This window comes from Natrialbaceae archaeon AArc-T1-2 (assembly GCF_030273315.1).
Taxonomy (GTDB): domain Archaea; phylum Halobacteriota; class Halobacteria; order Halobacteriales; family Natrialbaceae; genus Tc-Br11-E2g1.
In genome coordinates this window covers 983,836-1,009,767 of record NZ_CP127174.1, presented here as the reverse complement: position 1 = coordinate 1,009,767, position 25,932 = coordinate 983,836, and the positions used below count along the sequence as shown (strand labels likewise).

Here is a 25,932-nt window from a genome sequence, read left to right as displayed (position 1 = left end):
AAAAGCGCCGCTAGAGGTAGCCAAACAGCGTCCCGGCGAGTACCAGCACCCACGTCACGACGCCGACGAGCAACACGTCGTTTCGCCACCCGGCCCGCGTCGCGCGTGTCGTGGCACCGCCGGCGATCAGCCCGAGCGCGACGACGACGAGCATCCGCTGGACGACCACGTCGATCGGCAACACGTCGACTCCGAGTAAGGCGTAATCGAGCCAGATCGCGACGGCGAGCGACGTCGTGGCGACGACCGCCGCGTCGAGGCGACGCTCGAGGCCGCTTGCGATCGCGTACGTCGCGACCGGGAGGAAAACGGCGATGAGGGGATAGAGCAATCCCGCGATCATGTGCACCGTCAATGTGTCGACGGTCCGGTCCAGCGCGACACCGGCGATACGAACGCCGAGGATCACCGCGAGGATCGTCGCCGCGAGGACCAGGTGTCGGGCCTCGAAACGATCGGAAGCGGCCTCGAGACGTCTACGATCGGTCTCGGTCAGTCGGCTCTCGATCCGTTCGCCGGTCCGCTCGAGGAGGTCACGGCCGGCTGCGAGTCCGATCGCGACCGCGACGATCGCCGCGGCCCGGAGATCCGCCTTCGTCGCCCAGCCGTCGGCGTCTGCCGGGCCGTCGTTGCCGATGTAGATCCGCTGAACGTCCTCGTGAGGGTCGAGCGCCGGATTCGCGAACAGGTCGGCCTCGATACGCGCCTGGGCGGCCTCGACGCCGTCGACGCGGTGTCTGAGTGTGAACCAGTCGAAGTGTTCCGAGTGCGTCTGCATGACGATCCACTGGTCGTCGTTCGGACTCTCGTAGAGGCGGATGTGGTAGCGGTAGCCGTAGTACTCGCCGTCCTCGAGCTGGAGCGTCTCCGTGGTCCAGGTCGACTCCCCGCTGGGACCGGGGTCGAGGTAGGCGTACCGGGTCGCGCCGTCGGCCTGTGACCAGGGAATCGCAGTCGGCGACAGCGGTCGCAGCTCCTCGGCGTCGCTGTCGTTACTCGGAGTGGCTGACTCGAGCAGCTCGTCCGCGTCGAAGTGGTCGTCGTCCGTCTCCTCCCAGTCAGTGTCCTCGGCCTCGGACAGCAGTCGCACGACCTCGTCGGTGTCGCCGCGAACGATGACGTTTACCGGGCTTCGCTTCTCGTGGCGCTCGCGGGCGTTGAGATAGGGCCAGAAGCCGCCGTCGGCTCCCTCGAGCGAGACCAGTTCCGGATCCGCCTCGTCGTCGGGTGCAACGTCGCTGGTCGACGACGACAGCAAAAGCGACGGACCACCGACGAGGACGAACGCGATGGCGATCAAGACGGCCGCGACGACGATCGAACGGCGCATCGGTCGTCATCACGGACGACAACCACATCACTCTAGGCGTTGCGGATACGGCGCTGGCGTTTCGACTCGGTCGTCAGTCTCATCTCACTGAACTGATCCGGTCAGGCGTCGAGTCCGACGGTCAACACGGGGGCAGGCGAGGCCTCGACGACGCGTCGAGAGACGCTGCCGACGACGGTTCGCTCGTAGTCGTCGCCGCTCGTCCCCATCACCACGAGGTCGACGTCGTTGTCCGCGACGTAGTCGACGATACACTCCGCCGGATTGCCGACGTCGACGTCGGATTCGGTGTCGACGCCGTCGTCTTCCGCGGCCGTGACGGCCTCGTCGATCGCTTCGAGTGCGTTCTCCTCGAGTTCGCTTCTGACCTCCTCGATACGATCGTCCGAGAGGGTCAGAAACGCCCGGTCGTCGACGACCGAGAAGACGTGTAGCGTCGCGTCTCGCGTCTTCGCGACGTCGATGGCGTGGTCTGCGACCCGACTCGCGTGATCGCTGCCGTCGGTCGGGAAGAGGATCGTATCGTACATCTATACGAATAGCGTGTGCGAGCGAGGAAAAGAACTTCTAGATGACTCGGCCTCGCTCGAGTGTCGGGCGTCACGAACCCGGCGACGACAGCCACCTCGAGTCCGCGAGCCGTCACGGCCTCATCATCAGGGCTTCCAGCTGAGTTCGATGTCGACCGTCTCCCGGCTCCCGCGAAGCACCGACGACCGCTCGACGACCTCGACGTCGCACTCGACGTTCTCTGGCGGATGGAGCGTGACGCTTTTGTTCCCGACCTCGACGGCGATCTCATCGTCGTCTGCTTCGAACTCCGCCGCCAGCGCCGAGAGATACGTTGCCAGTTCCGAACGCGTCATCGTCTCGCTCGAGTGCGTTCGCTCTGCCATGGCCCATCGACGACGAACGCTCGGAAAAGTATGGATGGCAAACGGGGTCCTACCTTCGTGTTACCGTTGCCTTACAGCCACGCCGACGGGGGGTTTTTTGCCCGCGAGGCGGTATCGACCGACGATGGGTGTAGAGGTCGGAATCGTCGCCAAGCGTGACACCGAACGTGCACAGGAGTTGGCCGCGACCCTCCTCGAGGCGCTCTCGACGGACGAGGTGACCGTCACGGTCGACGACGAAACCGGAGCCGCGATCGACGCCTCGAGCGCGCCGGTCGCAGCGATGAAGACGGCCGATCTGGTCGTGAGCATCGGCGGCGACGGCACTTTCCTCTTCGTCGCACGCGAAGCCGGCGACGCACCGCTCGTCGGCGTCAACCTCGGCGAGGTGGGGTTTCTCAACGCGGTGTCACCGGAGGAGGCCGTCGACGCGGTCACGTCGCTCGTCGACGTGCTGCGGACGACAGGCGAACTCGAGACCACGACCGTCGATCGGATCACGGCCCGTGGTGACGGTTGGGAGCTCGAGCCGGCGCTCAACGAGGTCGTCGTCCACGGACCGCGACGGGGTCACGGCGGGGGCGCAGAAATCGACGTCCGCGTCGACGGCGAGTCCTACGCCCGGAGTCACGCCGACGGCATCCTCGTCGCGACGCCGACCGGCTCGACCGCCTACAACCTGAGCGAGGGCGGCCCGCTCGTGTACCCGGCCGCTGACGCGCTCGTGGTGACACAGATGTGCGCCGAGGACGCGATGCCGCCGCTCGTGATCGACGACGACAGCGAGATCGAACTTCGAGTGGCCGGTGCCGAGACCGCCTGGGCGATCAGCGACGGCCGTAACAGGCGGGCACTCGAGGTGCCGACGACCGTCACCGTCACAGTCGCGGACGACCCCGTGACGATCGCCGGACCGCGGACGAACTTCTTCGAGGCGCTCGAGAAACTCGAGTGACGATCCGATAGGGTCGGGTCACCGGTTCACTCGCGTGCGTTCTCGTCCGCAGCCGGAGAATCAGCGTCGTCGGTAAGCGCCGGCAGGTTCGGATCGCGGTTCGGATTCCGGCCGTACGCCGGCAACGGCTCGCCCTCGAGTTGTGCTTTCAGCACCCGGCGCAGACGATTGAGGGAGGTGATGTCGAGGCCGTGCTGGGCGGCGAGGTGCTCGAACGTCGGGTCGTCGGTGACGTCGTGGGCCCGGTAGCGGGCGAACAGCTCGTCCATCCGGTCGGGCGAGAGCTCGCCGACGTCGACGTCGTCCAGCCCGAAGTACCGTCGCCGGTCGACGTCGACGACGTGGCGAATCACCACGAGCGCGACCTTCGGGATCGCCCGCTGGCTACCGAACTCGGTGAGGTCGATCTCGTCCATGATCCCGAGTGTGACGTCTCGCTGCCAGGGCGTAAGCTCCAACGCGTTGCACATCGCCTGGGTCGTTCGCAGCCGGTCGAGACGATGTGCGCGTGCGCCGTGACCGGCCGTCGCCGCGTGCTGTTCGTCGTGCAATCGTCTGACGTTCTCGGAGAGGTCGTTCTCCGGTGTGTCCGCCCGGCCGATGACCGTCGCACTCGGCGTGACGACGCCCCACCGGCGAACCGTCGCATCGCGTTGGGCAGCCACGCGAGAGAGCGACCCTGCCCCAGGACGCGTCTCGAGGCGACGCCTCTCGTCGGACGGCCGTCGTGACTTCGCTCCTGGAGCAGCGCCGTCACCACTCATACAGTGGTGGTCATACGTAGAGACGGATAAACCCGTCACCCGAACGCGAGAGACGATAGCACGGCTCTGCAGTACGATCGACGAGTACGGCGAAAATCCCTTCGTAGCTCTACCTTGTGACCAGAGGCACTTAAAGCGGAGACGGATACGATCCGAAAATCCCTTCGTAGCTTCACCGTGTCACCAGAGACACGTAACGGAGACCCGGCGCGTGGTCGGTTGGAAGTACTCCATTCGAAAGCCCTAATCGCGCGCTCGCCCGAGTGTCAGACAATGAGTCAGCAACTGCCGGACGTGCAGGCGACCGCACCCGACGTCACCGTCGGGTTGAGCCAGGTCGGCGTCACCGGCGTCGAAAAGCTCGTCAAAATCGCCCGCGAGGAGAAACGCCCCATCGTGTTGATGGCCGAGTTCGAGGTGTTCGTCGATCTGCCCTCCTGGCGAAAGGGGGCGGACATGAGCCGCAACATGGAGGTCATCGACGAGATCTTAGAGGAGGCGACCCGCGAGGAAGCCTACCGGGTCGAGGACGTCTGTGGCGATGCCGCCGAACGACTGCTCGAGAAACACGACTACACCACGCGTGCGGAGGTGGCGATGGAAGCCGAGTTCGTCCGGCGCGAGCGCACGCCCGAAACGGATCGGGAAACCCAGTACAGCGTCGATCTCATCGCCTCGGCGACGGCGACCGAGGAAGGCACCCGCGAGGAGATCGGCGCTCGCGCCACCGGGATGACCGTCTGTCCCTGCTCGCAGGGGATGTCCGTCGCACGAGCGAAAGGGAAACTCGAGGAGCTCGACGTTCCCGAGGAGAAGATCAGCGAGTTCCTCGAGGACGTCCCACAGCCAGGCCACTCCCAGCGCGGCCACGCCACCCTGACCGTCGAATCTGCGGGCGACCCCGACGTCGATTTGAACGATATCATCGACGTCGCCCGCGACGCGATGAGCGCCCGAATCTACAACCTCGCGAAACGGCCAGACGAAGATCACATGACCTTCGACGCCCACGACGACGCGAAGTTCGTCGAAGACTGCGTGCGCTCGATGGCAGAGGGCGTCGTCGCCGAGTTCGACGAGCTGCCAGACGACGCCGTGATCACGATGAAACAGTCGAACGACGAGTCGATCCACCAGCACAACGCTCACGCCGAGCGCGTCGTCGAGATGGGGGCCTTACGCGAGGAAGTAACCGGCGACCTCGCGTAGCGGACCGGTGTAAGCGTTTTCACGCCACGTATCCAAGAGTCGAGACGACATGACAGAAACCAAACTCGCGGACAGAGAGTGTACGGCCTGTACGAGCGACGACGAGCCGCTTTCGGGCTCGGCGCTGACGGAGCTGTACGACGAGATCGAGACCGACGTCTGGGAAATCGTCGACGACCATCACCTCGAGGGAACCTACGCGTTCGAGGACTTCCGGGACGCCTTGGAGTTCACCTACGAGGTCGGCGAGCTGGCAGAAGACGAGTGGCACCATCCCGATCTGCACCTCTCGTGGGGCGAGGTCGTCGTCGAGATGTGGACTCACAAGATCGACGGCCTCCACGAGACGGACTTCATCATGGCCGCCAGGATGGATCGAATCTACGACGAGTACGAGACGCCCGAGGAATAACTACTCCCGCGCGGGTGCACTCTCGCGGACGTGTACGGCCATCCCGGTCTCGAAGTCAGCGATCGCCTCGGCTCCGAGCTCGGCGCGACCGACCGCCAGCAACGCGCCGCGTTCGTGGACGACGAGCACCTCGTCGCCCGGCCGGACCTCGGGGCCGACCTCGCAGACGAACTTCGCGAAGACGTTTTTCCCGTCGCGGACGAACGGCTCGCTCTCGTCGTCGACGACCACGCGGTAGGCGGGATACTCGAGCGCCGTCACGAGCCGTCGCCCGCCCTCGAGGCCGAGGGTGAACCGACCGTCGGTGCCGAAGGAGACGAGACGGTCCCCGTCGACGTGGACCTGCTGGGGTCGGCCGGAGGAGGTTCGCTTTATCGTCGGTGACTCCCCGCGTGGAAACAGCGTCTCGCCAGCGCCGGCCCCGAACTGGTAGTCCGCGATCGTTCGAAGCGACGGCAGCGACGTCTGTCCGTCGACTGGCTCGGTCATCGTCGTCGGTTCGGTGCGACGGGGCGAAAGCCCTTCGAAGACGAGCGATGCCGGCGGCACGGCGATAGACTCCGAGGAATGGTACGTAATGGCATAGCAACGTTAACGACGATAAGTAATATTTTAGGTTAGTGCTCGCTAGATAACGACTATATGGACCTCACGCAGGTCGGTCTCGGCCTCGTCCTCGTCGCCGTCGGTGCGGTAACGTTCGCCAGCCCGACGGTGCTCGACTCGACGCTTCACGTCTCGATACTCGCGCTGGCGACGCTCGTTGTCGCCGGCGGGGCGTTCCTCGTCGGAACCGTCCGGGACGGCGCGATCGACTAAAGCAGGAACGTTTCAGTTCGGTCCTCGAGGTCGATGAACGTGTCGGCCTCTGCGATGAGGTCGTCGGCGGTCGAGGACTCGAAGGCCATCACCTCGACGCGGACGCCTTCGTGACGCAGGTGCGAGCACAACCGCGAGAAGTCTCCGTCGCCCGTACAGAGGACGATCGTGTCGACGTGGTTCGCGAGCGTCACCGCGTCCAGACTCATACCGACGTCCCAGTCTGCCTTTTTCGTCCCGTCGGCGAAGCGCCTGATGTCTTTGATCTTCGTCTCGAAGCCGATGTCGGTCAGTGCCTCGAAGAAACTCTCCTCTTCGGGTGAGTCTGCGCGGATGACGTACGCGATCGCGCGCGTGAGTTGGCGGTCCTGGACGCCTTTCTCGAGCAGCGAGGAGTAATCGATGTTACGACTGTGAAGGCTCTGGGCCGTGTGATAGAGGTTCTGGGCGTCGACCAGCATGGCGACGCGCTGGCCCGGGTGGATGTCCGTCATGCTCGAAGATGCGCCGGCGACGCCCAAAACCGCTTCCCTCGAGACGTCCGCTCACGAGGATGCGATCGGACGAACTCGAGGATGCGATCGGACGAACTCGAGGATGGATCGGAAGAAACGGCGGTTGGTTCAGACGGATTGCTGTAACGGTGTACCGGCGCAACCGCGACCATTCTGCGGTTGTACCGGGACAGACGTACAACGGTCCGTATCAGTAGCGGAGTTTCTCGATACGCTTTTCCATCGGTGGGTGGGTCGCAAACACCGTCTGGAGCAGACCGCGCTCTGAGTTGAAGATACAGAGTGCGGCCTGGCTGTCATCGATGGTCGACTCGCGGTTCTGTGCACCCTTCGAGATCTTCTCGAGTGCTCGGGCGAGGGGTTCGCCGCTGCCGATGTACTGGCGTGCGTCGTCGTCGGCGACGTACTCGCGGTACCGCGAGATCGCCATCACCAGCACCGTCACCAGCATCTGGGCGACCATCGAGAGCACCCAGCCCACGATGAAGCCGCCGGGGTTGTCCTCGCCGGCGAAGACGTAGACGAAGTAAACGGCGTAGCCGACCATCATCCCGATCGAACTCCCGATCGTCATCATCAGGACGTCGCGGTTCTTGATGTGGGCGAGTTCGTGGGCGACGACGCCCTCGAGTTCGTCACGGTCGAGCAGCCGGATGAGTTCCTCGCTGACGACGACGACGCCGTTGCCCTTGCGGCCGGTCGCAAAGGCGTTAGGGACGCCCATCTCCTGGATCATCAGCTTGGGCTTGTCGATCCCCATGTCACGGCTTAGCGATTCGGTCATCCGATGGATGTCCGCGTACTGGCCGCTCTCGGGCATCTTCTCGGCTCCTCTGGTCGCGGCCCAGGTCCCGATCTTGTACTGGATGACCGGGAACGTAACGAGCAACAACAGGACGATCGGCCATGCGCCCGTGCCAAGGATCGTCAGGCCAACGATCCCGACGAAGAGATACAGTGCCGCCAGGATCGAGCCGACGACGAACATTCGAACTTTCAGTCCGAAGTCTGTCATGGGCGTCGGTAAGCGTTCACCACGTATAAATTCCGCGGGATTTCTCCCCGGTATAACGCTCTCTACCGTCGATGACACTTTCCGACACGTTGTGACTGCCACTATGAGACTCCAGTGACAGCTTCTATCTCTGTGGAATAACGAAATCCATAAGTTCGTTCCCGATGACCGTCCGTCTATGATTCGCTCCGCGTTCGTCACGGCCGAGGTTTCCCGTAGCGGAGCGAACGCCGTTCCTTTTAAAAAACGTGCGTGAAGAGTGCTCGAGGCGAGCGTAGCGACCTCGTCTCGGGCGCGTTCCGGATCGCACCGCCTGTAACCGACTGCGACCGCGACCGATCACGATCGCGACTCCGATCACGACCACACCAGCTATGACACACGACATCGACTTCACCGGCGTCTTCCCGGCGATGTGTACGCCGTTTGGCGACGACGAACGTATCGACTTCGAAACGCTGCAGGCCGACGCTCAACGGCTCGAGGCCGCGGGCGTCGACGGGCTCGTCCCCGTCGGCTCGACGGGCGAGTCGGCGACGCTGACCCACGACGAACACGTCCAGGTCGTCGAGGCCGTCATCGAGGCCGTCGAGGACGTTCCCGTCATCGCAGGTTCCGGGTCGAACAACACCCGCGAGGCACTCGAACTCTCAGAACGCGCCGCCGACGCCGGCGCCGACGGCCTCCTCCTGATCTCGCCGTACTACAACAAGCCCGAACAACGCGGCCTGCTCGAGCACTACCGGACGATCGCCGACGCCGTCGACCTGCCCCAGATCGTCTACAACGTTCCCTCCCGAACGGGCCAGACGATCGAGCCCGACACCGTCGTTTCCCTCGCAGAACACCCCAACGTTGCAGGCTACAAGGCCGCCGAAGGAGACATGTGGGCGATCGGTGAGATCGTCGAACGCACGGTCGAAGAAGACTTTTCCGTCCTCTCGGGCGACGACGCGGTGACGCTGCCGTTGCTTTCGATGGGCGGGGCAGGGACGATCAGCGTCGTCGCGAACGTCGAGCCCGAACGGACCTGTGCGATGGTCGGTGCGGCACTCGAAGGCGACTACGACCGCGCCCGCAAGCTCCACCACGAGCTCGGCCCACTGATGCGCCAGCTGTTCGTCGAGACCAACCCGATTCCGGTCAAGGAAGCCATGGAAATCCGCGGGTACGGCCCAGCCCGACTTCGTTCGCCGCTGTCCCGACTCGCCGAGGACCACCGAGAGGAACTCGAGGCGATCCTCGCCGATCTCGAGTCCGAACCCGTCGCGGTCGCCGACGCGGAGGGTGGTGAATGACCGTCCGGATCGGCGTCACCGGCGCGGCCGGCCGGATGGGTCGTGAGGTCCTCGCCGTCCTGGCCGCACGCGAAGACTGCGAGCCCGCCCTCGCGGTCAACCGGAGCCCGGTCGCGGAGCCGATCGACGGCGTCGAGGTCGAGCCGGCAGCCGAGTTCGACCGGCTGGTCGCCGACCGCGAGCCGGACGTCGTGATCGACTTCACCGGACCGGAGTCGGCGCTCGCGTACGCCGAGACCTGCGCCGAGGCCGACGTTGCGTTCGTCACGGGTACGACCGGCTTCGACGACGGCGAACGCGAGCGACTCCGGGAGACGAGCGAGCGGATTCCGGTCATGCACGCGCCGAACTTCGCCCGTGGCGTCCAGGCACTTCTCAACGTCGTCGGCCAGGCCGTTCGGAACCTGCCGGGCTACGACGTCGAACTCGTCGAGACCCACCACAACGGGAAGCGAGACGCCCCGAGCGGGACGGCGAACCGGCTGCTCGCCGAGATCGAGGACAACGGCGAGTTCGCCGGCCGCACGTACGGCCGCGAGGGCGAACAGCCCCGCGAGGAGGGCGAGATCGGCGTCCACGTGCTCCGGGCCGGCGGGATCCGGGGCGAACACGAGATCGTCCTCGCGGACGACCACGAGGAGCTGCGACTGACCCACCGGGCGGAGGACCGCGGGGTCTTCGCCGCCGGGGCGGTCGACGCCGCCGAATGGATCGTAGGACGGAAGGCGGACTGGTACGACTTCGCGAACGTGATCGACGAATGAGCCTGGAACGCGAGATTACGGACCTACAGCAGCGATACGAGAACGACGAGGTCGACGCGGCCACCGCCGACGAGGACGACCTGGCCACCCTCGAGGCGTTCCTCGAGGCGCTCGAGGCCGGCGAGATCCGCGCAGCCGAGAAGCACAACGGTTCGTGGGAAGCCAACGAGTGGGTCAAACGCGGCATCCTGCTCAACTTCGGCCTCCGGGAGAACCGGGCGTTCGAGTACGGCGGCGTCGACCACTACGACGTCCTGCCGCTGCGGGAGACCGCCGACTTGGGCGAGCGGGGCACCCGGAACACCCCCGACGGCACGACGATCCGTCGTGGCGCGTACCTCGGGGAGGATTGCATCATGATGAGCCCGAGCTTCGTCAACATCGGCGCCTACGTCGGCGACGGCACGCTCGTCGACTCCTGTGACACCGTCGGCTCCTGTGCCCAGATCGGCGAGGACGTCAAACTCGGCGCGAACACGCTGATCGGCGGCGTGCTCGAGCCGGTCGAGAGCGCCCCGGTCGTGGTCGAGGACGGCGTCTCGCTCGGTGCGGGCTGTCGGGTCACCTCGGGCTTCGTCGTCGGCGCGGACAGCGTCGTCGGCGAGAACACCCTGCTCACGCCACGGATCCCGGTGTACGACCTCGTCGAGGAGGAGGTCCTCTACGGCGAACTGCCGCCCGAACGGCGTGCGTTCACCCGCTTCGTCGAGTCCTCGGTCGGCGACCACGACCTCTTCGAGGGCGGCGCGTACAAACCCGCCGTCGTCGCCACCGACCTTGAGGACCGCACCCTCGAGTCGACCGAGCGCGAGGAGGTGCTCAGGGAGTGAGAAACGACGGGATGGGGGCATCGTTCGCGACCGAGCCCGGGACAGTCGCGGATCCACCGGTCCGTCGGCTCGGAGAGTGGCACGCCGGCAGGCTCCGAAGCCTCGCGGCGAGCTACGAGACACCGCTTTACGTCCTCGATCTCGAGCGCGTCCGGGCAAACTATCGGCGACTCGCGAGCGCGTTCGCCGACGAGGAGGTGCTGTACGCGGCGAAAGCCAACGCCCTCCGGGACGTCCTCGACGTCGTCCTCGAGGAAGGCGGCGGCATCGAGTGCGCCTCCGCGGGCGAACTCGAGCGCGCGCTCGATGCGGGGGCCGACGGCTCGCAGGTCCACTACACCGCTGTCAGCCCGCCCGAACGCGACCTCGAGTACGCCGTCGAGGCCGCCACGGAGTACCCGGAGCTGACGATCGTCGCGGGAGCCGAAGACACGATCGACCGCCTCGCCGACCTGGGCTACGACGGACGGCTGGCGCTCCGCGTGAATCCGGGTATCGGCGCGGGCCACCACGAGAAGGTCCGGACGGGCTCGGACGCAACGTTCGGCGTCCCGGCCGAACGGGCCGTCTCTGTCCTCGCCGACGCGAGCGCGAGCGGCTTCGACGTCGTCGGGCTCCACGCCCACGTTGGCTCGGGCGTCTCCGCGGACGCGCTCGAGGACCACCGCGCGTTCGTCGAACGGATGGGCGAGCTTACCCGCGAGGTCGAACGCGCTGTCGGCAGCCTCGAGTTCGTCGACGTCGGCGGCGGCTTCGGCGTCCCCTACCGCGCCGAGGCGAAGCCACTCGACCTCGAGGCCGTCGCTGAAGCGACCCGGGAGGCCCTGGGCGAGGTCGACGCCGAACTCGTGATCGAGCCCGGCCGCTACCTCGTCGCCGACGCCGGCGTCCTGTTGACCCGAGTCAATACGGTCAAGGAGGCCCCGGAAACGACCGTGGTCGGGGTCGACGCGGGCATGACGACGCTGCTTCGACCGGCGATGTACGACGCCTACCACCCGATCCGAAACCTCGCGCCCGACGTCGACGACCGCGAGACGGTCGCCCAGACGATCACGGGACCGATCTGTGAGAGTTCGGACGTCTTCTGTGAGGATCGTCCCATGCCGGCGAGCCGACGCGGGGACGTCCTCGCGATCGGGAACGCGGGCGCGTACGGCTACGAGATGGGCAGTCACTACAACTCCCGGCCGCGGCCGGCCTCGGTCGTCCTCGAAGCGGGCGTCGCCCGTCTCGCCCGCCGTCGCGAGACCGTCGCAGACGTCACCCGACCCGAACGGGCCGCGCGGGAAATCGCGGGGGATAAGACGGCGGACGACCAGGCTCCCACAACGGCCCCCCTCAGGAGAATGCACGTAGCTTTCGAGAAGTACCACGGGACTGGAAACGACTTTCTGATCATCGACGCCGAGGAGTTCGTCCCCGACCGCGGCGAGCTCGCGAAACGCGAGTGCGACCGCGAGGACGGCGTCGGCGCGGACGGCATCCTCTTTCTGGCACTCGAGCCCGCCTTCGATCCGCCGCGGGTCGTGATGACGCTGGTCCAGCCCGACGGCCGCCCGGCCCCGATGTGTGGCAACGGCGCACGCTGTGTCGCCGAGTGGGCCATGCGCGAGACCGGCCGCGAGAGCGTGATGATCGACACCCAGGCGGGCACGCTGCGTGCGGAACGTACCGACGGCGGCGTCGCCGTCGAGATGGGCGACCCGACGTTCGAGCCCGACGCGATCCCGGTCGCGGCCGACGAACCCGTGATCGAAGCGGAGCTCGAGGGTCTCGAGATCACCATGGTCAACACCGGGGTCCCCCACGCCGTCGCGTTCGTCGACGACGTCGACGCGGTCGACCTCGAGTCGGTCGCGCCGCCGATCCGCCACGCCGACCGCTTCCCGCGGGGCACGAACGTGACGATCGCAAGCCCCGACGGCGACGGCGGCTTCCGCCAGCGCTCCTACGAACGTGGCGTCGAGGGCGAGACCGACGCCTGTGGCACCGGCGCGGTCGCCATCGCGGCGGTCGCGAGACGGCTCGGGCACACCGACGCCGACGTGATCGAGGTGGCCCCGCCGGGTGGCGACCTCGAGGTCACCTTCGACGACGGCGACGTCTTGCTCGCCGGCCCGGTCGAACGCGAGTTCGACGGCGAGGTCGCCGTCGGCGTCGCCGAACAGTGACCCGCGTCGACGCATTCGATCCGATCGCCTTCCTCGAGCGAGCCGTCCAGTACTCCTCGAACGAGGACGTCACCGAGATGCGGTCGTTTCTCGTCGAGACGCTCGAGGAACAGGAGTGTGAACCCGAGGTCGACGACGCGGGCAACGTGCTCGCGACGCGTGGCGACGGCGACGGGACACACGTCCTGCTCAACACCCACATCGACACCGTCTCGCCACACGTCCCCTTCGAACGCGATGGGGGCGTCATTCGCGGCCGTGGCTCCTGTGACGCGAAGGGGCCACTCGCCGCATTGCTCTCGGCCTTCCTCGCGGTCGACCCCGGCGACGGTCGGCTGACGCTCGCGATCACGCCCGACGAGGAGGTGCTCTCGACCGGCGCGTACGACCTCGTCTCCGATCCCGACTCGCCAGTTCACGACGCCGACGCCGTAATCGTCGGCGAGCCGACCGACCTCGACGTCTGTACCGCCGCGAAGGGGCGGTTCCAGGGGACGATCGAGCTCTCGGGCGCGAGCGCCCACGCCGCCGAACCCGACAGCGGGACCAACGCGGTCGCCGCCCTCGAGTCCGTCCTCGGGGCGCTCGAAACGTTTTCCGACCGCGCCGAAGCCCCACCCGACCACCCACAGCTCGGGGAAGCGACGCTCACCCCGACCGTCGTCGAGGGCGGCGAGGCGACCAACCAGGTGCCTGCGAGCTGTCGGCTGACAATCGACCGCCGGAGCGTCCCGCCCGAGAGCGCCGCGGAGTTCCGCGAGGCGTTGCGCTCGCATCTGCGGGAGGCCGTTCCCGCGGCGTCCGGCGTCGACGTCGACTTTACCTTTACCGACCGGCCGACGCCGTTTCTCGAGGCCTGGGAGACCGACCCCGAAGATCGGGTCGCGACGACCCTCGCCGACGCTTCCGGCGGCGAGATACGTCCGTTCACCGCTGCCACCGAAGCGTCGTACTTCGCTTCCGACGCGCCCACGGTCGTCTTCGGCCCTGGCGTGCTGGCCGACGACGAGGGTGCGGTCGCACACGCGCCACGAGAGTACGTGCGAGTCGCCGACGTCGAGGCCGCAGCCGACGCGCTCGAGACGACGCTGTCGCGGCTCTAGTGACCGCGACTCGAGCGCGAACGTCTAGCTGGGTGGCTTCCGTTCGCGAACGTGGCCGGTCGCCTCGATGGCCATCAAGACGATGAACAGCGTGGGAATGCCGGCGAACAACAGCACGGGGGCGTCGATATCGATCGGACCGGCTACAGCGATCGGCAGCTCGTCGGGGACGGATACCGTCACCACGTAGCCGTTCGAAAGCCACACACCCGGTAACAGGAGTGCGAGCATCACGACCGCGCCGTAGGTCCGGCGATTCATCGGTCGTTCACCTCCGGCCGAACGCCATCGGTGGCGGTTGGATCGTTGTCCTCGACACCGCCGTCGGTTGCACTACCGGCATCGTTCCGCATCGAGAGTTCGACACCGGTACCGATATCGTCGGCACCGTCTCCCGTCTCCCACTGTGGCGTCGCTACCTGCTTTGACAACTCGAGGGCTTCGTCGATCCAGTCGGCGCTGTCCCACCGCCTGGCGAGTGTGATCTTTTCGTCGGGGGATTTCAGATCGAACGAGTCGGGGAGTGCCTCGATGAACGCCGTCCGTTCGAGGAGGCCGTCGAACGTCGAGTTCTGGATCCCGAGACCGGGTCGTGCGTTGATCTCGAGGACCATCGGCCCCTCGTCTTCGTCGATCACGATGTCGACGCCGGTGTAGCCGAGCCGGGAGACTTCGGCGGCTTTGACCGCCGTCGAGAGCACCTCCTCCCAGTTGGGGATGGTGAACGATTCGAGGTCGACGCCGGTGTCGGGATGCTCGTCGAACCACTTGTTCGTACTCTGGTATCCGCCCAGGGCGTCCCCATTTGCGATGTCGAGACCGACGCCGACCGCCCCCATGTGGAGGTTAGCAGCCCCGTCCGATTCCTCGGTCGGAAGTCGGGTCATCGCCATGATCGGGAATCCCTTGAAGACGATCACCCGAACGTCGGGGACGCCCTGGCCGGCGATCGAGAGCAAGTGCTCGTCGGGGTGAATTAGCCCCTCGATCACCGCAACGCCCTCGAGTCCCATCGGTTCGTACTGTCCCTCGACGATCGATCGTACGTGACCGAGCAGTTGGTCGTGGGTTTTGATTCCCTTCGACGTCTCGAAGTACCCGTCTTCGGTTCGACCAGTGACGACGATGATCCCTTCGCCTCCGTACCCGCTGTCCGGTTTGATGACGAACTCGTCTCGCGAGTCGAAGATCGCAGCTGCCGTCTCGAGGTCGTTCGGCGAGTCGACGAGTGCGTACGTTTCCGGCGTCGGCACGCCAGTGCCGTGAAACGCGCGTTTCATCGACGCCTTGTCGAGTTCCGGAAAGAGGTGTGATGGGTTGTACTCCTTGATGAGTCGATTTCGGCGGCTCATCGACATCACCGTCGACGGTTCGACGCGGGAGGCATTTCCGCCGAACAGGGTCCGGATACCTGCCCCGATGTTGTGGATCCCTGCACGGATCGTGCTGCTCACAGCAGCCAGCCGTGACCCGCTGTAGACGTTCGAAAACCGTAGATACTCCTTGATCCGCATGTTCGATCGGGTTCCGAGGTAGACGTTCGCCGCCAGCACGAGCGCCCACGTCTCCGGCGTCTGCATGAACCAGGTGATGAGGGCCTCGTTCCCGATGATGAAAGCGGCGAAGACGATGGCGACGACCGTCCACGAGAACCGGACCGCAGGTGCCCGCCAGCCGCGTTCGGAGAGTTCGCGAGCGAAGCGGTCTGCGTACCACGCGGTGACGATCGCCGGGAAGAACACCTGCAGTGCGTCGACCCGTTCCGGAAGCACGCCGATGTCACTCATGACGTGAAACGACGTAATGGCTATCGAGACGACCATGACGAGTCCACCGATCCGGTGGGCAGTTCCGAGTCGGAACGGCTCGAAAATCAGGTACGTCCCCAGCGCCACAAGGAACACGTTCGTGAACAGGACGAGTCCCCAGAAGATGCCACTCTCGATCAGGATAAACGAGATGATGATCGGTCCGAACATCCCATACGTGACGAGACCGACCTTGCTTCGAATCAGCGCGACGATGAGTCCGGCGATGAGCAACTCGAAAAAGATGCGATAGGACTCGAGTGGCTGCTGTGTGAAATCGAGTTGTGTTCTGAACACCACACCGAGGGCGACGATCGTCATGAGCAATCCGATCAGTGGCGCGTACACGCCAACTGTAGAAGCGACGGAACGAAGGCGGCCTGACACACCTGTCGATGGTTCGACCGTTCTGTTTTGTGAGGCCATTACCGGCTCATCGACCGGTAGGGGTATTTCTATCGGTGAGATAAGTCTGTTGTACGGAGTAAAATTCAGGGATAAGAGATGGCACAAGCACGGGAGCGATCAGCCAAACCGGCCAAAGCTCCGCTACGCGATTTCAACCTGCGAGGGAGCGAACTCGGGATCCGCTATCAGGTGACTGCATGACACGTCGCTCCCGTCGTTTCCCGCGGCGGTGGTGACGATCACGACTGCCTCGTTGCCGTCGAACGTCCCGCGTTCGCCGAGTTCCGACGTCCACTGCGTTCGATAGCTGAACCGACACGCTTTTGTAACCGGTTTCGAAATGATCGTGTGGATATAATGTCAGAAAATTCTGACAGTCGAAGGCAATTCCTCCAGTACAGCGGTATCGTGGGGGCTGGAGTGTTGACGGCGGGGTGTCTCGGAAGCGACGACGACCCCGAGGAACCAGCCGACGACGGGGAAAACGGTGGAAACGGCAACGACGGTGGGGAAGACGATGACGACGAGGGGGGCAACGGCAACGGTGATACCGGCGATCTCCATCCTCGCTACGGCTACCCGTCGGTCTCGATGGACGACGAACAGCCCGTCGAGAACGACCACACCGTCGAGCTTCTCATGGACTACCCCGACGAAGACGAGGATCGGCCACCGGAGTTTTTCTTCGAGCCCGCGGGGCTGGCGATCGAACCCGGCGACGTGATCCGGTTCGATTTCCACACGCCGGATCACGCCGTCGCGGCGTTTCACAGGGCCTTCGGTCGAACCCACCGCGCACCCGACGACGCAGAGCCCGTCTCCTCGCCGATGATGGACACCGGCACGTACTGGCTGTGTGCGTTCGACGAGCCGGGGGTCTGGGACCTGTACTGTCCGCCACACGAGTTCCTCGGCATGGGGATGCGGATCGTCGTCGGTGAGGAGAGAGGCGGTCCCGCAACCGAGCCCGCAGATCCCGACTACGAGGGCGAGGAGCGTCCACCGGAGCCCGCACTCGCCGCGGCGTTCAACGCCGACGCGTTAGAGCCCGAAACCATCCTCGAGGAAGGCGACGTCCCGTGGGCGGACGTCGGCGTCGGACCTGGAAACTAAGCGTCGTCGGTTCTTCGGACGTCTCAGATCCCCTTGCCCATCAGGTGACTGCGTAACACGTCGCTCTCTTTGTTACCCGCGCCGGTGTTGAGGACGACGACCGTCTCGTCGCCGTCGAACGTCCCGCGTTCGCCGAGTTCCCACGTCCCGCTTGCCGCCGCCGCGGCCGAGGGAGCCATCTCGAGGCCCTCGCCTTTCGCGACGGCGATACCCGCCTCGAGAATCGCGTCGTCGTCGGTCGCGACCGCACCGCCGTCGGTCGCACGGAGTGCCTCGAGGACGAGTGCACCGCCGGCGGGATCGGGGATCTCGATCTCGCCACAGATGGTGTCGGGGTGGTCGATCGGCTCGTGGGCCTCCGCGTCCACGTCGAACGCCTCGACGATCGGGGCACAGCCTTCCGCCTGGGCGGCGTACAGTGGGGGAATTTCGTCGATCAGTCCGAGTTCGAGCAGTTCGGTGCCGGCCTTGTACAGTCCGGCGAGCGCTACGCCGTCGCCGGCCGGGACGACGACTGCGTCCGGCGTCGTCCACTCGAGGTCCTCGAGCAGTTCGAACAGGATCGTCTTCGCTCCCTCGTGGCGGTAGGGGGTATCGAACGCCGAAAGCGGCTCCCAGCCGTCGTGTTCGGCCAGCGCCTCCTCGTAGGCCCCGGCGGCGTCGGGAAACCGCCCGCCGACGACGGTCATCTCTCCACCGTGGACGTTCACCATCGACTTCGTCGTGTGACTCGCACGCGAGGGGAGATAGACGTGTGCCTCGAGGTCGGCCCGTCCGGCGTAGGCTGTGACGGCCTGGCCGGCGTCGCCCGCGGCGGGGAGTGCGACGTCGTCGACGCCGGCCTCGGCGGCTGCGGTGACGGCGACGGCAGCCTCGCGGTCTCTGATCGATCCCGTCGGGTTTCGACCCTCGTCTTTGAAGAGTACGCGCTCGACGCCGAGTTCGGCCGCGAGGCCCCCACAGTCGACAAGCGGCGTTGCCCCCTCGTTCGTCGTCACCGCCCGCTCGCGGGCGAACGGGAGCAACTCCTCGTAGCGCCACATCGAGTCACGCGGTCGGGACGCGAGCGTCTCGCGATCGAGGTCGATCGCGTCGTAGTCGTAGACCGGGTCGAGAATCCCTCCGCATTCCGGACAGCGAGCGGCCGCCGTCTCGGCGTCGACGGTCTCCCCGCAGTCGATGCACTCGAGGTCGAGGAGCGTCTCGTTCGTCTCCATACCGGTGGTTTCGGTCCCGCGGCCAAATCCCTGTCTATCCGTTCAGTTCGGCCCGACCTGGATTGGCTCTACGTCTTTATGTGTCGCGTTCGAACGTATTGACATGACGTCGGAACTGGACGTAATCGTCGCCGGCGGGGGACTCGCCGGGCTCGTCGCCGCCCGCCACCTCGCGGCCGGCGGGGCGACGGTGGCGGTGTTCGAACGCCGCGATGAGATCGGTGGCCGCGTCAGGACCGTCGAACGCGACGGCTACCAGTTCGACCGGGGCTTTCAGGTGTTGTTTACCGCCTACCCGGCCGTCAGACGAGAGCTCGACCTCGAGGCCCTCGACCTCCGGACGTTCTCGCCGGGGGCCTGCATCGCCCGCCCGGGGCACCGATCGACGCTGTCGGATCCGCTTCGCGAGCCGACCGCGCTCCCGGCGACGCTTTTCAACCCCGATCTCACGATCGGCGACAAGCTGCGCGTGCTCCGACTCCGTCGGCGGTTGACGGCGTCGGATCCGTCGTCGATCTTCGACGGACCGGACACCTCGATCGAAACGTACCTCCGCGAGCAGGGGTTCTCCAAACAGTTCCGCGAGAACTTCGTCGCACCCTTTTACGGAGGAATCACGCTCGATCGGTCGCTGTCGACCTCCAAGCGCGTCTTCGAGTACACGTTTCGGGCACTCGCCACGGGCGAGGTCGGCGTCCCCGCAGAGGGGATGGCCGCAATCCCGCGACAGCTCTCGAGACGCGCCCGCGAGGCCGGCGCGACGATCGAGACCGACGCCACGGTGACGTCGGTGTCGGCGAACGGTCAGACGGCGACTGTCACCGTAGCCGGCGAGAAGCGGACGGCCGATGCGGTCGTCGTCGCTACCGATCCGCCGACGGCCGCGGAGCTGACCGGCCTCGAGTCCGTTCCGACCGAGGCGCGTGCCTGCGTGACCCAGTACTACGCGCTGTCCGAGGGAACCGACCTCGGGACCGACGGGCGGCTGCTGTTGAACGCCGGGGAGGCGGGACCGAACCAGATCGTTCCACACAGCGAGGTCGCCCCGGAGTACGCGCCCGAGGACGCGACGCTCGTGAGCGCGACCTTCCTCGGCGACCGCGCGGAAAGCGACCGTGAGCTGGCCGAGCTGACGGCCGAGGCGCTCGCGTCGTGGTATCCCGAACGGCTGTTCGACCGGATCGAACTCGTCCACACCGAGCGGGTACCCTTCGCCCAGTTCGCCCAGCCGCCCGGGGTTCACGACGACCTGCCCGACGTCCGCGATCCCGCCGGCCCGGTGTACCTCGCCGGCGACTACACGCGGTGGTCGTCGATCCAGGGCGCAATAGAAAGCGGCCGCCTGGCGGCACGAGCCGTCCTCGAGGACCGGTGAAGCCAGTAATAACGACGCCCTAAGATCGATCCTCGGCGTCTACGGTTGACATAACAATGATAGCCGATCCGATATCCCGGCCTATAGCGAGACCGCCGCGCTCCCACCGCTGGGGTATGGGCCGGTTCGATCCCGGCCGGGAGGCTATGAGCGTCGACGACGCGAACTGGGTCCGACGGCTCGACGACGGGTTCGACGGGATGACTGACCTCGAGTGGTATCTCTGGCTGCTGGTCGCCATCTCGCTCGTCGGCGACGTGGTGACGACGTTCGTCGGACTCCACCTCGGGCTCGCCGAGTCGAATCCGATCGCTCGAGCCGCGATCGACGGCTGGGGGCTGGCCGGAATGCTCGCGTTGAAAGCGGGAGCGGTCGGCGTCGGACTCGCCTGTCGGTCGCTGCTCGAGCCCGCGTACCGGCCAATCGTGCCAGCGGGGCTCGCCCTGCCGTGGCTCGTCGCCGTCGTCGTCAATATGACTCTGATCTCGACGGTGGTTTGAACCGGTTCCGGCTCCGATTCACCGCGACCGTCACGTGTCGTCGAGGCGTCGCGATGGGTGGCGTATTCAAGGCGAGGTCCTATCGGTCCGACGGCGATATCACCGAGCATGTTAGAACTCGCGCTCGCGTTCTTCGTCATCGCGATCATCGCCGCTGCCGTCGGTGCGACAGGCGTCGCCGGTATCAGCATGAGCATCGCGAAGTGGCTCGTGTTGATCTTCCTGGTGCTCGCGGCGCTGTCGTTGCTCCTCTAGTGCGTCGCACCGACGGCTGCCGTCCGACACGCTGTCAGTCGGTGGTGCAAATATTGCACGTACCTGAGATTGGTGACAAGGACTAAGAATCTCGGCGGTCAAATTTGACCGAATGCGCCGGCGGCGACAGCCAGTCGCGCCGACAGTGACTCCACGCCGGAGACAGCCGACCGATCATGGCTTCTACTGACCCAGCTCACGAACCGGAAGAAGAGACCGCCGTCGAGACCGCCCGCCGCCAGCTCGAGCGGGCGGCCGCTCACCTCGACGTGACCGAGAGCACGCTCGAGCGACTCCGTCGTGCGACGTCCGTCTACCGGACCACGGTTCCGCTCGAGCGCGACGACGGCTCGACGGAGGTGTACACCGCTTACCGGGCTCACCACGACGACGTCCGGGGACCCTACAAAGGCGGGATGCGCTATCATCCAGGCGTCACCGAACAGGAGTGTATCGGGCTCGCGATGTGGATGACCTGGAAGTGTGCGCTGATGGACATCCCCTTCGGCGGCGGCAAGGGTGGCGTCGTCGTCGATCCCAAGGACCTGAGCACAGACGAGAAAGAACGACTCACCCGACGGCTGGCCCAGGAGCTCCGGCCGGTGATCGGACCGATGAAAGACATTCCCGCGCCGGATATGGGGACCGATCCACAGACGATGGCGTGGTTCATGGACGCCTACTCGATGCAGGAAGGCGAGACCACGCCCGGGATCGTCACCGGCAAGCCGCCGGTCATCGGCGGTTCGTACGGTCGCGAGGAAGCCCCCGGTCGAAGCGTCGGCATCGTCACCCGGAAGGCACTCGAGTACGACGATCGCGACGTGACCGAGACGACCGTCGCCGTCCAGGGATTCGGTAGCGTCGGCGCGAACGCGGCCCGCTACCTCGAGGACCTCGGCGCGGACGTCGTCGCCGTCTCGGACGTCGACGGTGCGATCTACGATCCCGCCGGGCTCGACACCAACGACGTCGAGGACCACGACGAACGGCCCGGGATGGTTTCGGGGTACGACGCTCCGGAGTCGCTGACCAACGAGGAACTGCTCACGCTGGACGTCGACGTCCTCATCCCGGCCGCGGTCGGCAACGTCCTGACGGGCGAGAATGCCCACGAGATCCAGGCCGATCTCATCGTCGAGGGCGCGAACGGGCCAGCGACCTCGACGGCCGACCGGATCTTCGAGGATCGCGAGATCCCCGTGATCCCGGACATCCTGGCGAACGCCGGCGGCGTCACCGTTTCGTACTTCGAGTGGCTCCAGGACATCAGCCGCCGCACGTGGACCCTATCGCGGGTCAACGAGGAACTCGAAAACGAGATGCTCAACGCCTGGGCGGCGATGCAAACGGAGTACGAGAATCGCGACGTTACCTGGCGTGACGCCGCGTACATCGTCGCGTTGCGACGGGTCGGCGAAGCCCACGATATGCGCGGTCTCTGGCCGTAGACCCACAGCCGGCCGCAGGCGCCGGTAGTATGAAACGGCCGCCTATCGAGAGCGTGAGTATGGTTCGCAGAAGCGTCATGTTCACGCCCGGCGATCGACCGAGGATGATGCGAACGGCGCCCGAATCGGGAGCCGACGTGATCGTCTTCGACCTCGAGGACGCCGTCGTACCGGACCGAAAGGCGGACGCACGCGAGGCCGTCCGCGAGGTCCTCGCCGATCCCGAGTTCGATCCCGACTGCGACGTCTGCCTGCGGGTCAACCCCATCGGCTTCGGCGTCAACGACGACCTCGAGGGCGTGCTCACCGGAGACGTCCGTCTCGACGGCGTCATGCTCCCGAAGGTGGAGTCCGCAGACGAGGTTGGAGCGCTGTCGAGTCGGCTCGCGAGCTACGACGTCGACGTTTCGATCCTCGCGCTCGTCGAGAGCGCTCGTGGCGTCCTCGAAGCCGACGCGATCGCGGCCGTCAGCGAGACGGACGCGCTGATCTTCGGGGCCGAAGATTTCGTCGCCGACGTCGGTGCGATCCGCACCCGTACAGGAGCCGAGACACGCTACGCCCACCAACGCGTCGTGACCGCGGCCGCCGCCTTCGACGTCGACGCGATCGACACCGTCTTCACCGATCTCGAGGACGAAGACGGGCTCGTCGAGGCCACCGAACGCGCCATCGGACTCGGCTACGACGGCAAGCTGGCGATCCATCCGGATCAGGTCGCCACGATCAACGAAGCGTTCACGCCGGACCCGGACGACCTCGAGTGGGCCCGGGCCGTCCTCGAGGGGGAACGCGAGGCCGACGTCGAAGATCGGGGCGTCTTCGCCGTCGACGGCGAGATGATCGACGCCCCGCTGATCGCCCAGGCCGAGCGCATCCTCGAGCGCGCCGGAGCAGCCGACGTCGACGACGATGCCGTATAACTGAACATTCGTTTTCTTCGATAACACCCTCGAAGACGAACGGTGGTATTACCATACAATGGGATAAATACTGTATTTACATATGATATGCTATTATATCTCATACCTTCGGCGTTATTCGACACGCTTAATTTGGGGTCGCCGAAAATCCAGTACAATGTCCGAGGAAGCGAACCCGTTCGAGAGCTTGCAGTCACAGGTCGACGACGCCGCCGAATACTTAGACGTTGGCGACGACGTCATCGAGCGGCTCAAACACCCCGAACGCGTGCTCGAGACGAACCTCACCGTCGAGCTCGACGACGGGTCGCTCGAGCGCTTTACCGCCTTTCGGTCCCAGTTCAACGGCGACCGCGGGCCGTACAAAGGCGGTATCCGGTACCACCCAAACGTCACCCGCGACGAAGTCACGGCGCTGTCGGGATGGATGGTCTACAAGTGTGCTGTCGTCGACATCCCGTTCGGCGGCGGCAAAGGCGGCATCGTCGTCGATCCCACCGAGTACAGCGACAGCGAAATCGAACGGCTCACACGCGCGTTCGCAAAGGAGCTCCGCCCGTTCATCGGCGAGGACAAAGACATTCCCGCACCCGACGTCAACACGGGCCAGCGGGAGATGAACTGGATCAAAGACACCTACGAGACCTTAGAGAACACGACCGAGCCAGGAGTCATCACCGGGAAGGCACTCGACAGCGGCGGCAGCGAGGGTCGCGTCGAGGCGACCGGCCGCTCGACGATCATCGCTGCCCGCGAGGCCTTCGACTACCTCGGGCGTGACCTCTCTGACGCGACCGTCGCCATCCAGGGCTATGGCAACGCCGGCTGGATCGCCGCGAAACTCGTCGAGGACCGTGGGGCGGACGTCGTCGCCGTCTCCGACTCGAGCGGCGCGATCTACAACGCGGACGGGTTCGACGCTCGCGACGTCAAGGCGTTCAAAAACGAGACCGGGACGGTCTCGGGCTACAGCGAGGCCAACGAGGAGTTCACGAACGAGGAACTGCTCACCCTCGACGTCGACCTTCTCATCCCCGCCGCCCTCGAGAACGCAATCGACGCCGATCTCGCCGAGGACGTTAGTGCCGACGTGATCTCAGAGGCCGCAAACGGGCCGCTTACCCCTGCCGCCGACGAGGTGCTGGCAACCGAGGACGTTCTCATCATTCCTGATATTCTGGCAAACGCCGGCGGCGTCACCGTTTCCTACTTCGAGTGGGTCCAGAACCGCCAGCGGTTCTACTGGAGCGAGGAGAAGGTCAACGAGGAACTCGAGGGGATCATCGTCGACGGCTTCGACGCCCTGACCGACGCCTACGAGAAACACGACCTCGAGACGCTCCGGCAAGCGGCGTACATCGTCGCGATTCAACGCGTCGTCGACTCTTTCGAGGAAGCCGGCTCGTTCCCCTGATCGTCACGGACCTGTCTTCCCGGATCGGCCGGCTCACAGCTCTCGGACCCGGTCGCTGTCCTCGGCGTATTCTCGATTTCGTCGCGTCGTCTTCTAGTGGGTTTGTTACGTCGACACCGCTCGAGCGAGTTGCCCGTTACTGATAGAAGTAGCCAGCAGAGGAGATGACGTCGCTGCCGTCGTCGTCTTCGATCTTCTCGAGTGCGTTCTCGAAGTCGGTCATCTGGACGTCGGTGCGGTCGTTGCGGATGGCGAACATACCGGCTTCGGTGGCGACGCTTTCGATCTCTGCGCCACTGTAGCCGTCCGTCTCGTCGGCCAGGTCGTCGAAGTCGACGTCGCCGGCGACGCTCATGCCGCGGGTGTGGATCTCGAAGATCTGCTCGCGACCCTCGTGGTCGGGTTCGGGAACCTCGATGAGGCGATCGAACCGCCCCGGCCGGAGGATGGCGCGATCGAGCATGTCGAAGCGGTTCGTCGCGGCGATGATCCGAACGTCGCCGCGTGCCTCGAAGCCGTCCATCTCCGAAAGGAGTTGCATCATGGTCCGCTGGACTTCGGCGTCACCGGAGGTCTTCGACTCCGTGCGCTTCGAGGCGATGGCGTCGATCTCGTCGATGAAGATGATTGCGGGTTCGCGCTCGCGGGCCATCTCGAAGAGGTCACGGACCAGCCGCGACCCCTCGCCGATGAACTTCCGGACGAGTTCGGAGCCGGCCATCTTGATGAAGGTGGCGTCGGTCTGGTTCGCGACGGCCTTCGCGAGCATCGTCTTGCCGGTCCCCGGCGGGCCGTACAGCAACACGCCCGAGGGCGGATCGATGCCGACCTTCTCGAACATCTCCGGCTGAGAAAGCGGCTGCTCGACGGCCTCACGCACCTCGCGGATCTGCTCGTCGATGCCGCCGATATCCTCGTAGCCGACCGACGGGCTCTCGTCGATCTCCATCGACTGAGCGCGGGCGTCGGTCTCGGCGTTCAGGATCGTCTGGATACCGAAAGAGTCGTTGACGGCGACGCGGTCGCCCGCCTCGAGGCGGTCGTGCATCTGTGGCGAGACCTCGGTCAACACCTCCTGGTTGTTGCCGTGTTGTTTGACGACGACCTCCGCCTCGAGGACGTCCTCGACGGTCGCGATGTACAGCGAGGTACTCTTTAGCGTCTCGTTTTCGCGTTCGATGCGGTCGACCTTCTCGCGAAGATCCTGCCGGCGCTGCTGTGCCGTCTCGAGCTGTTCCGAAAGCTGCTGGTGGACGTCGACGATGTCCGTGAAGTGATCACGAAGCGCCTCGAGCCGCTCGTCGTCCGGGAGGTCCGGATCGATCTCACGTCGAGGGCGGTCGGGTAAAGACGGGCTTCGAGACATCTGATGTGTGCGCTTAGT

27 protein-coding genes and 1 pseudogene are annotated in these 25,932 nt (G+C 65.6%); 17 read left to right on the top strand and 11 right to left on the bottom strand.

Annotated features, from left to right (window positions below; all coding sequences use genetic code 11):
- Positions 1-10: 10 nt before the first annotated feature.
- The 3 genes from QQ977_RS05140 to QQ977_RS05130 form a co-directional block, all read right to left on the bottom strand.
- Positions 11-1,330, bottom strand: a complete 1,320-nt coding sequence (locus QQ977_RS05140) for a hypothetical protein (protein WP_285927946.1) — start codon at positions 1,328-1,330, stop codon at positions 11-13.
- Between the two features lie 101 nt (positions 1,331-1,431).
- A complete protein-coding gene (locus QQ977_RS05135) occupies positions 1,432-1,860 on the bottom strand; it encodes a universal stress protein (RefSeq protein ID WP_285927945.1) in 429 nt (142 codons plus the stop codon).
- A 126-nt stretch (positions 1,861-1,986) separates the two neighbouring features.
- A complete protein-coding gene (locus QQ977_RS05130; protein ID WP_285927944.1) occupies positions 1,987-2,226 on the bottom strand; it encodes an amphi-Trp domain-containing protein in 240 nt (79 codons plus the stop codon).
- A 124-nt stretch (positions 2,227-2,350) separates the two neighbouring features.
- On the opposite strand from QQ977_RS05130, the gene QQ977_RS05125 reads away from it, so the two are divergent.
- Positions 2,351-3,181: an NAD(+)/NADH kinase gene (locus QQ977_RS05125; RefSeq protein WP_285927943.1), complete on the top strand. Its 831-nt coding sequence runs from the start codon at positions 2,351-2,353 to the stop codon at positions 3,179-3,181.
- A gap of 26 nt (positions 3,182-3,207) precedes the next feature.
- On the opposite strand, the gene QQ977_RS05120 is transcribed toward QQ977_RS05125, so the two are convergent.
- Positions 3,208-3,945 (bottom strand): DNA-directed RNA polymerase subunit epsilon, encoded by a 738-nt coding sequence (locus QQ977_RS05120; protein ID WP_285927942.1) that lies wholly within the window; start codon positions 3,943-3,945, stop codon positions 3,208-3,210.
- A gap of 273 nt (positions 3,946-4,218) precedes the next feature.
- Between QQ977_RS05120 and mptA the strand changes: the two genes are divergently transcribed.
- Entirely contained in the window at positions 4,219-5,154 is a 936-nt protein-coding gene (gene mptA / locus QQ977_RS05115; protein ID WP_285927940.1) for a GTP cyclohydrolase MptA, read from the top strand.
- Positions 5,155-5,203: 49 nt separating this feature from the next.
- On the top strand, positions 5,204-5,566 hold the full coding sequence (locus tag QQ977_RS05110) for a 4a-hydroxytetrahydrobiopterin dehydratase (RefSeq protein ID WP_285927939.1): 363 nt from the start codon (positions 5,204-5,206) through the stop codon (positions 5,564-5,566).
- Here the strand turns inward: QQ977_RS05110 and QQ977_RS05105 are convergent, their stop codons facing one another.
- The gene (locus QQ977_RS05105; protein WP_285927937.1) at positions 5,567-6,055 is read right to left on the bottom strand and encodes a PUA domain-containing protein; all 489 of its coding nucleotides are present in this window, start codon (positions 6,053-6,055) and stop codon (positions 5,567-5,569) included.
- Between the two features lie 153 nt (positions 6,056-6,208).
- Between QQ977_RS05105 and QQ977_RS05100 the strand changes: the two genes are divergently transcribed.
- Positions 6,209-6,385: a hypothetical protein gene (locus tag QQ977_RS05100; protein ID WP_285927935.1), complete on the top strand. Its 177-nt coding sequence runs from the start codon at positions 6,209-6,211 to the stop codon at positions 6,383-6,385.
- Here QQ977_RS05100 and QQ977_RS05095 read toward each other — a convergent pair.
- Together QQ977_RS05095 and QQ977_RS05090 are read right to left on the bottom strand one after the other, a co-directional pair.
- Entirely contained in the window at positions 6,382-6,879 is a 498-nt protein-coding gene (locus QQ977_RS05095) for an NYN domain-containing protein (RefSeq protein WP_285927934.1), read from the bottom strand. The genes QQ977_RS05100 and QQ977_RS05095 overlap by 4 nt on opposite strands.
- 211 nt (positions 6,880-7,090) lie before the next feature.
- On the bottom strand, positions 7,091-7,915 hold the full coding sequence (locus tag QQ977_RS05090; protein WP_285927933.1) for a M48 family metallopeptidase: 825 nt from the start codon (positions 7,913-7,915) through the stop codon (positions 7,091-7,093).
- Positions 7,916-8,289: 374 nt separating this feature from the next.
- Here QQ977_RS05090 and dapA point away from each other — a divergent pair, with 374 nt between their 5' ends.
- The 6 genes and pseudogenes from dapA to QQ977_RS05060 all read left to right on the top strand — a co-directional run bounded on the left by dapA (position 8,290) and on the right by QQ977_RS05060 (position 14,084).
- Complete coding sequence (gene dapA, locus QQ977_RS05085; RefSeq protein ID WP_285927932.1) at positions 8,290-9,213, top strand: 4-hydroxy-tetrahydrodipicolinate synthase; 924 nt, start codon at positions 8,290-8,292, stop codon at positions 9,211-9,213.
- Positions 9,210-9,977 (top strand): 4-hydroxy-tetrahydrodipicolinate reductase, encoded by a 768-nt coding sequence (gene dapB / locus QQ977_RS05080; protein WP_285927931.1) that lies wholly within the window; start codon positions 9,210-9,212, stop codon positions 9,975-9,977. Before dapA ends, dapB begins: the two co-directional genes overlap by 4 nt.
- A complete protein-coding gene (locus tag QQ977_RS05075) occupies positions 9,974-10,807 on the top strand; it encodes a 2,3,4,5-tetrahydropyridine-2,6-dicarboxylate N-succinyltransferase (protein ID WP_285927930.1) in 834 nt (277 codons plus the stop codon). The genes dapB and QQ977_RS05075 overlap by 4 nt, the downstream gene beginning before the upstream one ends.
- Before the next feature lie 11 nt (positions 10,808-10,818).
- A pseudogene (gene lysA / locus QQ977_RS05070) lies at positions 10,819-12,129 on the top strand (diaminopimelate decarboxylase); the annotation flags it as partial.
- Between the two features lie 27 nt (positions 12,130-12,156).
- Positions 12,157-12,981: a diaminopimelate epimerase gene (gene dapF / locus QQ977_RS05065; protein ID WP_285928747.1), complete on the top strand. Its 825-nt coding sequence runs from the start codon at positions 12,157-12,159 to the stop codon at positions 12,979-12,981.
- Positions 12,978-14,084: a M20 family metallopeptidase gene (locus QQ977_RS05060; RefSeq protein WP_285927928.1), complete on the top strand. Its 1,107-nt coding sequence runs from the start codon at positions 12,978-12,980 to the stop codon at positions 14,082-14,084. Before dapF ends, QQ977_RS05060 begins: the two co-directional genes overlap by 4 nt.
- 24 nt (positions 14,085-14,108) lie before the next feature.
- Here the strand turns inward: QQ977_RS05060 and QQ977_RS05055 are convergent, their stop codons facing one another.
- Entirely contained in the window at positions 14,109-14,345 is a 237-nt protein-coding gene (locus QQ977_RS05055) for a hypothetical protein (protein WP_285927927.1), read from the bottom strand.
- Positions 14,342-16,240: a sugar-transfer associated ATP-grasp domain-containing protein gene (locus QQ977_RS05050; RefSeq protein WP_285927925.1), complete on the bottom strand. Its 1,899-nt coding sequence runs from the start codon at positions 16,238-16,240 to the stop codon at positions 14,342-14,344. Before QQ977_RS05050 ends, QQ977_RS05055 begins: the two co-directional genes overlap by 4 nt.
- A 417-nt stretch (positions 16,241-16,657) precedes the next feature.
- On the opposite strand from QQ977_RS05050, the gene QQ977_RS05045 reads away from it, so the two are divergent.
- Positions 16,658-17,413: a twin-arginine translocation signal domain-containing protein gene (locus QQ977_RS05045; protein ID WP_285927924.1), complete on the top strand. Its 756-nt coding sequence runs from the start codon at positions 16,658-16,660 to the stop codon at positions 17,411-17,413.
- Positions 17,414-17,436: 23 nt separating this feature from the next.
- Here the strand turns inward: QQ977_RS05045 and QQ977_RS05040 are convergent, their stop codons facing one another.
- Positions 17,437-18,630, bottom strand: coding sequence for a threonine synthase (locus tag QQ977_RS05040; RefSeq protein ID WP_285927923.1), 1,194 nt, complete (start codon positions 18,628-18,630; stop codon positions 17,437-17,439).
- A 103-nt stretch (positions 18,631-18,733) separates the two neighbouring features.
- Between QQ977_RS05040 and QQ977_RS05035 the strand changes: the two genes are divergently transcribed.
- The 6 genes from QQ977_RS05035 (at position 18,734) to QQ977_RS05010 (ending at position 24,548) form a co-directional block, all read left to right on the top strand.
- Positions 18,734-20,005 (top strand): NAD(P)/FAD-dependent oxidoreductase, encoded by a 1,272-nt coding sequence (locus QQ977_RS05035; RefSeq protein ID WP_285927922.1) that lies wholly within the window; start codon positions 18,734-18,736, stop codon positions 20,003-20,005.
- A 200-nt stretch (positions 20,006-20,205) separates the two neighbouring features.
- A complete protein-coding gene (locus QQ977_RS05030) occupies positions 20,206-20,505 on the top strand; it encodes a DUF5658 family protein (RefSeq protein ID WP_430540856.1) in 300 nt (99 codons plus the stop codon).
- 108 nt (positions 20,506-20,613) lie between these two features.
- Positions 20,614-20,760: a DUF1328 family protein gene (locus QQ977_RS05025; RefSeq protein WP_285927918.1), complete on the top strand. Its 147-nt coding sequence runs from the start codon at positions 20,614-20,616 to the stop codon at positions 20,758-20,760.
- A 176-nt stretch (positions 20,761-20,936) separates the two neighbouring features.
- Positions 20,937-22,211, top strand: a complete 1,275-nt coding sequence (gdhB, locus tag QQ977_RS05020) for a glutamate dehydrogenase GdhB (protein WP_285927917.1) — start codon at positions 20,937-20,939, stop codon at positions 22,209-22,211.
- 59 nt (positions 22,212-22,270) lie between these two features.
- Complete coding sequence (locus QQ977_RS05015) at positions 22,271-23,134, top strand: HpcH/HpaI aldolase/citrate lyase family protein (protein WP_285927916.1); 864 nt, start codon at positions 22,271-22,273, stop codon at positions 23,132-23,134.
- Between the two features lie 157 nt (positions 23,135-23,291).
- Positions 23,292-24,548, top strand: a complete 1,257-nt coding sequence (locus QQ977_RS05010) for a Glu/Leu/Phe/Val family dehydrogenase (protein ID WP_285927915.1) — start codon at positions 23,292-23,294, stop codon at positions 24,546-24,548.
- A 136-nt stretch (positions 24,549-24,684) separates the two neighbouring features.
- Here the strand turns inward: QQ977_RS05010 and pan2 are convergent, their stop codons facing one another.
- Complete coding sequence (gene pan2 / locus QQ977_RS05005) at positions 24,685-25,914, bottom strand: proteasome-activating nucleotidase Pan2 (RefSeq protein ID WP_285927914.1); 1,230 nt, start codon at positions 25,912-25,914, stop codon at positions 24,685-24,687.
- Positions 25,915-25,932: the final 18 nt, after the last annotated feature.

Excerpts from the sequence above, each read along its gene's own strand:
- QQ977_RS05040 (WP_285927923.1), bottom strand. The coding sequence starts at position 18,630 with ATGGAGACGAACGAGACGCTCCTCGACCTCGAGTGCATCGACTGCGGG.
- QQ977_RS05110 (WP_285927939.1), top strand. The coding sequence starts at position 5,204 with ATGACAGAAACCAAACTCGCGGACAGAGAGTGTACGGCCTGTACGAGC.
- QQ977_RS05030 (WP_430540856.1), top strand. The coding sequence starts at position 20,206 with ATGACTGACCTCGAGTGGTATCTCTGGCTGCTGGTCGCCATCTCGCTC.
- QQ977_RS05095 (WP_285927934.1), bottom strand. The coding sequence starts at position 6,879 with ATGACGGACATCCACCCGGGCCAGCGCGTCGCCATGCTGGTCGACGCC.
- dapB (WP_285927931.1), top strand. The coding sequence starts at position 9,210 with ATGACCGTCCGGATCGGCGTCACCGGCGCGGCCGGCCGGATGGGTCGT.
- QQ977_RS05140 (WP_285927946.1), bottom strand. The coding sequence starts at position 1,330 with ATGCGCCGTTCGATCGTCGTCGCGGCCGTCTTGATCGCCATCGCGTTC.
- QQ977_RS05075 (WP_285927930.1), top strand. The coding sequence starts at position 9,974 with ATGAGCCTGGAACGCGAGATTACGGACCTACAGCAGCGATACGAGAAC.
- QQ977_RS05010 (WP_285927915.1), top strand. The coding sequence starts at position 23,292 with ATGTCCGAGGAAGCGAACCCGTTCGAGAGCTTGCAGTCACAGGTCGAC.
- QQ977_RS05015 (WP_285927916.1), top strand. The coding sequence starts at position 22,271 with ATGGTTCGCAGAAGCGTCATGTTCACGCCCGGCGATCGACCGAGGATG.
- QQ977_RS05135 (WP_285927945.1), bottom strand. The coding sequence starts at position 1,860 with ATGTACGATACGATCCTCTTCCCGACCGACGGCAGCGATCACGCGAGT.
- dapA (WP_285927932.1), top strand. The coding sequence starts at position 8,290 with ATGACACACGACATCGACTTCACCGGCGTCTTCCCGGCGATGTGTACG.
- QQ977_RS05125 (WP_285927943.1), top strand. The coding sequence starts at position 2,351 with ATGGGTGTAGAGGTCGGAATCGTCGCCAAGCGTGACACCGAACGTGCA.
- QQ977_RS05035 (WP_285927922.1), top strand. The coding sequence starts at position 18,734 with ATGACGTCGGAACTGGACGTAATCGTCGCCGGCGGGGGACTCGCCGGG.
- QQ977_RS05105 (WP_285927937.1), bottom strand. The coding sequence starts at position 6,055 with ATGACCGAGCCAGTCGACGGACAGACGTCGCTGCCGTCGCTTCGAACG.
- gdhB (WP_285927917.1), top strand. The coding sequence starts at position 20,937 with ATGGCTTCTACTGACCCAGCTCACGAACCGGAAGAAGAGACCGCCGTC.
- QQ977_RS05100 (WP_285927935.1), top strand. The coding sequence starts at position 6,209 with ATGGACCTCACGCAGGTCGGTCTCGGCCTCGTCCTCGTCGCCGTCGGT.
- QQ977_RS05055 (WP_285927927.1), bottom strand. The coding sequence starts at position 14,345 with ATGAATCGCCGGACCTACGGCGCGGTCGTGATGCTCGCACTCCTGTTA.
- QQ977_RS05025 (WP_285927918.1), top strand. The coding sequence starts at position 20,614 with ATGTTAGAACTCGCGCTCGCGTTCTTCGTCATCGCGATCATCGCCGCT.
- dapF (WP_285928747.1), top strand. The coding sequence starts at position 12,157 with ATGCACGTAGCTTTCGAGAAGTACCACGGGACTGGAAACGACTTTCTG.
- mptA (WP_285927940.1), top strand. The coding sequence starts at position 4,219 with ATGAGTCAGCAACTGCCGGACGTGCAGGCGACCGCACCCGACGTCACC.
- QQ977_RS05090 (WP_285927933.1), bottom strand. The coding sequence starts at position 7,915 with ATGACAGACTTCGGACTGAAAGTTCGAATGTTCGTCGTCGGCTCGATC.
- QQ977_RS05045 (WP_285927924.1), top strand. The coding sequence starts at position 16,658 with ATGTCAGAAAATTCTGACAGTCGAAGGCAATTCCTCCAGTACAGCGGT.
- pan2 (WP_285927914.1), bottom strand. The coding sequence starts at position 25,914 with ATGTCTCGAAGCCCGTCTTTACCCGACCGCCCTCGACGTGAGATCGAT.
- QQ977_RS05130 (WP_285927944.1), bottom strand. The coding sequence starts at position 2,226 with ATGGCAGAGCGAACGCACTCGAGCGAGACGATGACGCGTTCGGAACTG.
- QQ977_RS05120 (WP_285927942.1), bottom strand. The coding sequence starts at position 3,945 with ATGAGTGGTGACGGCGCTGCTCCAGGAGCGAAGTCACGACGGCCGTCC.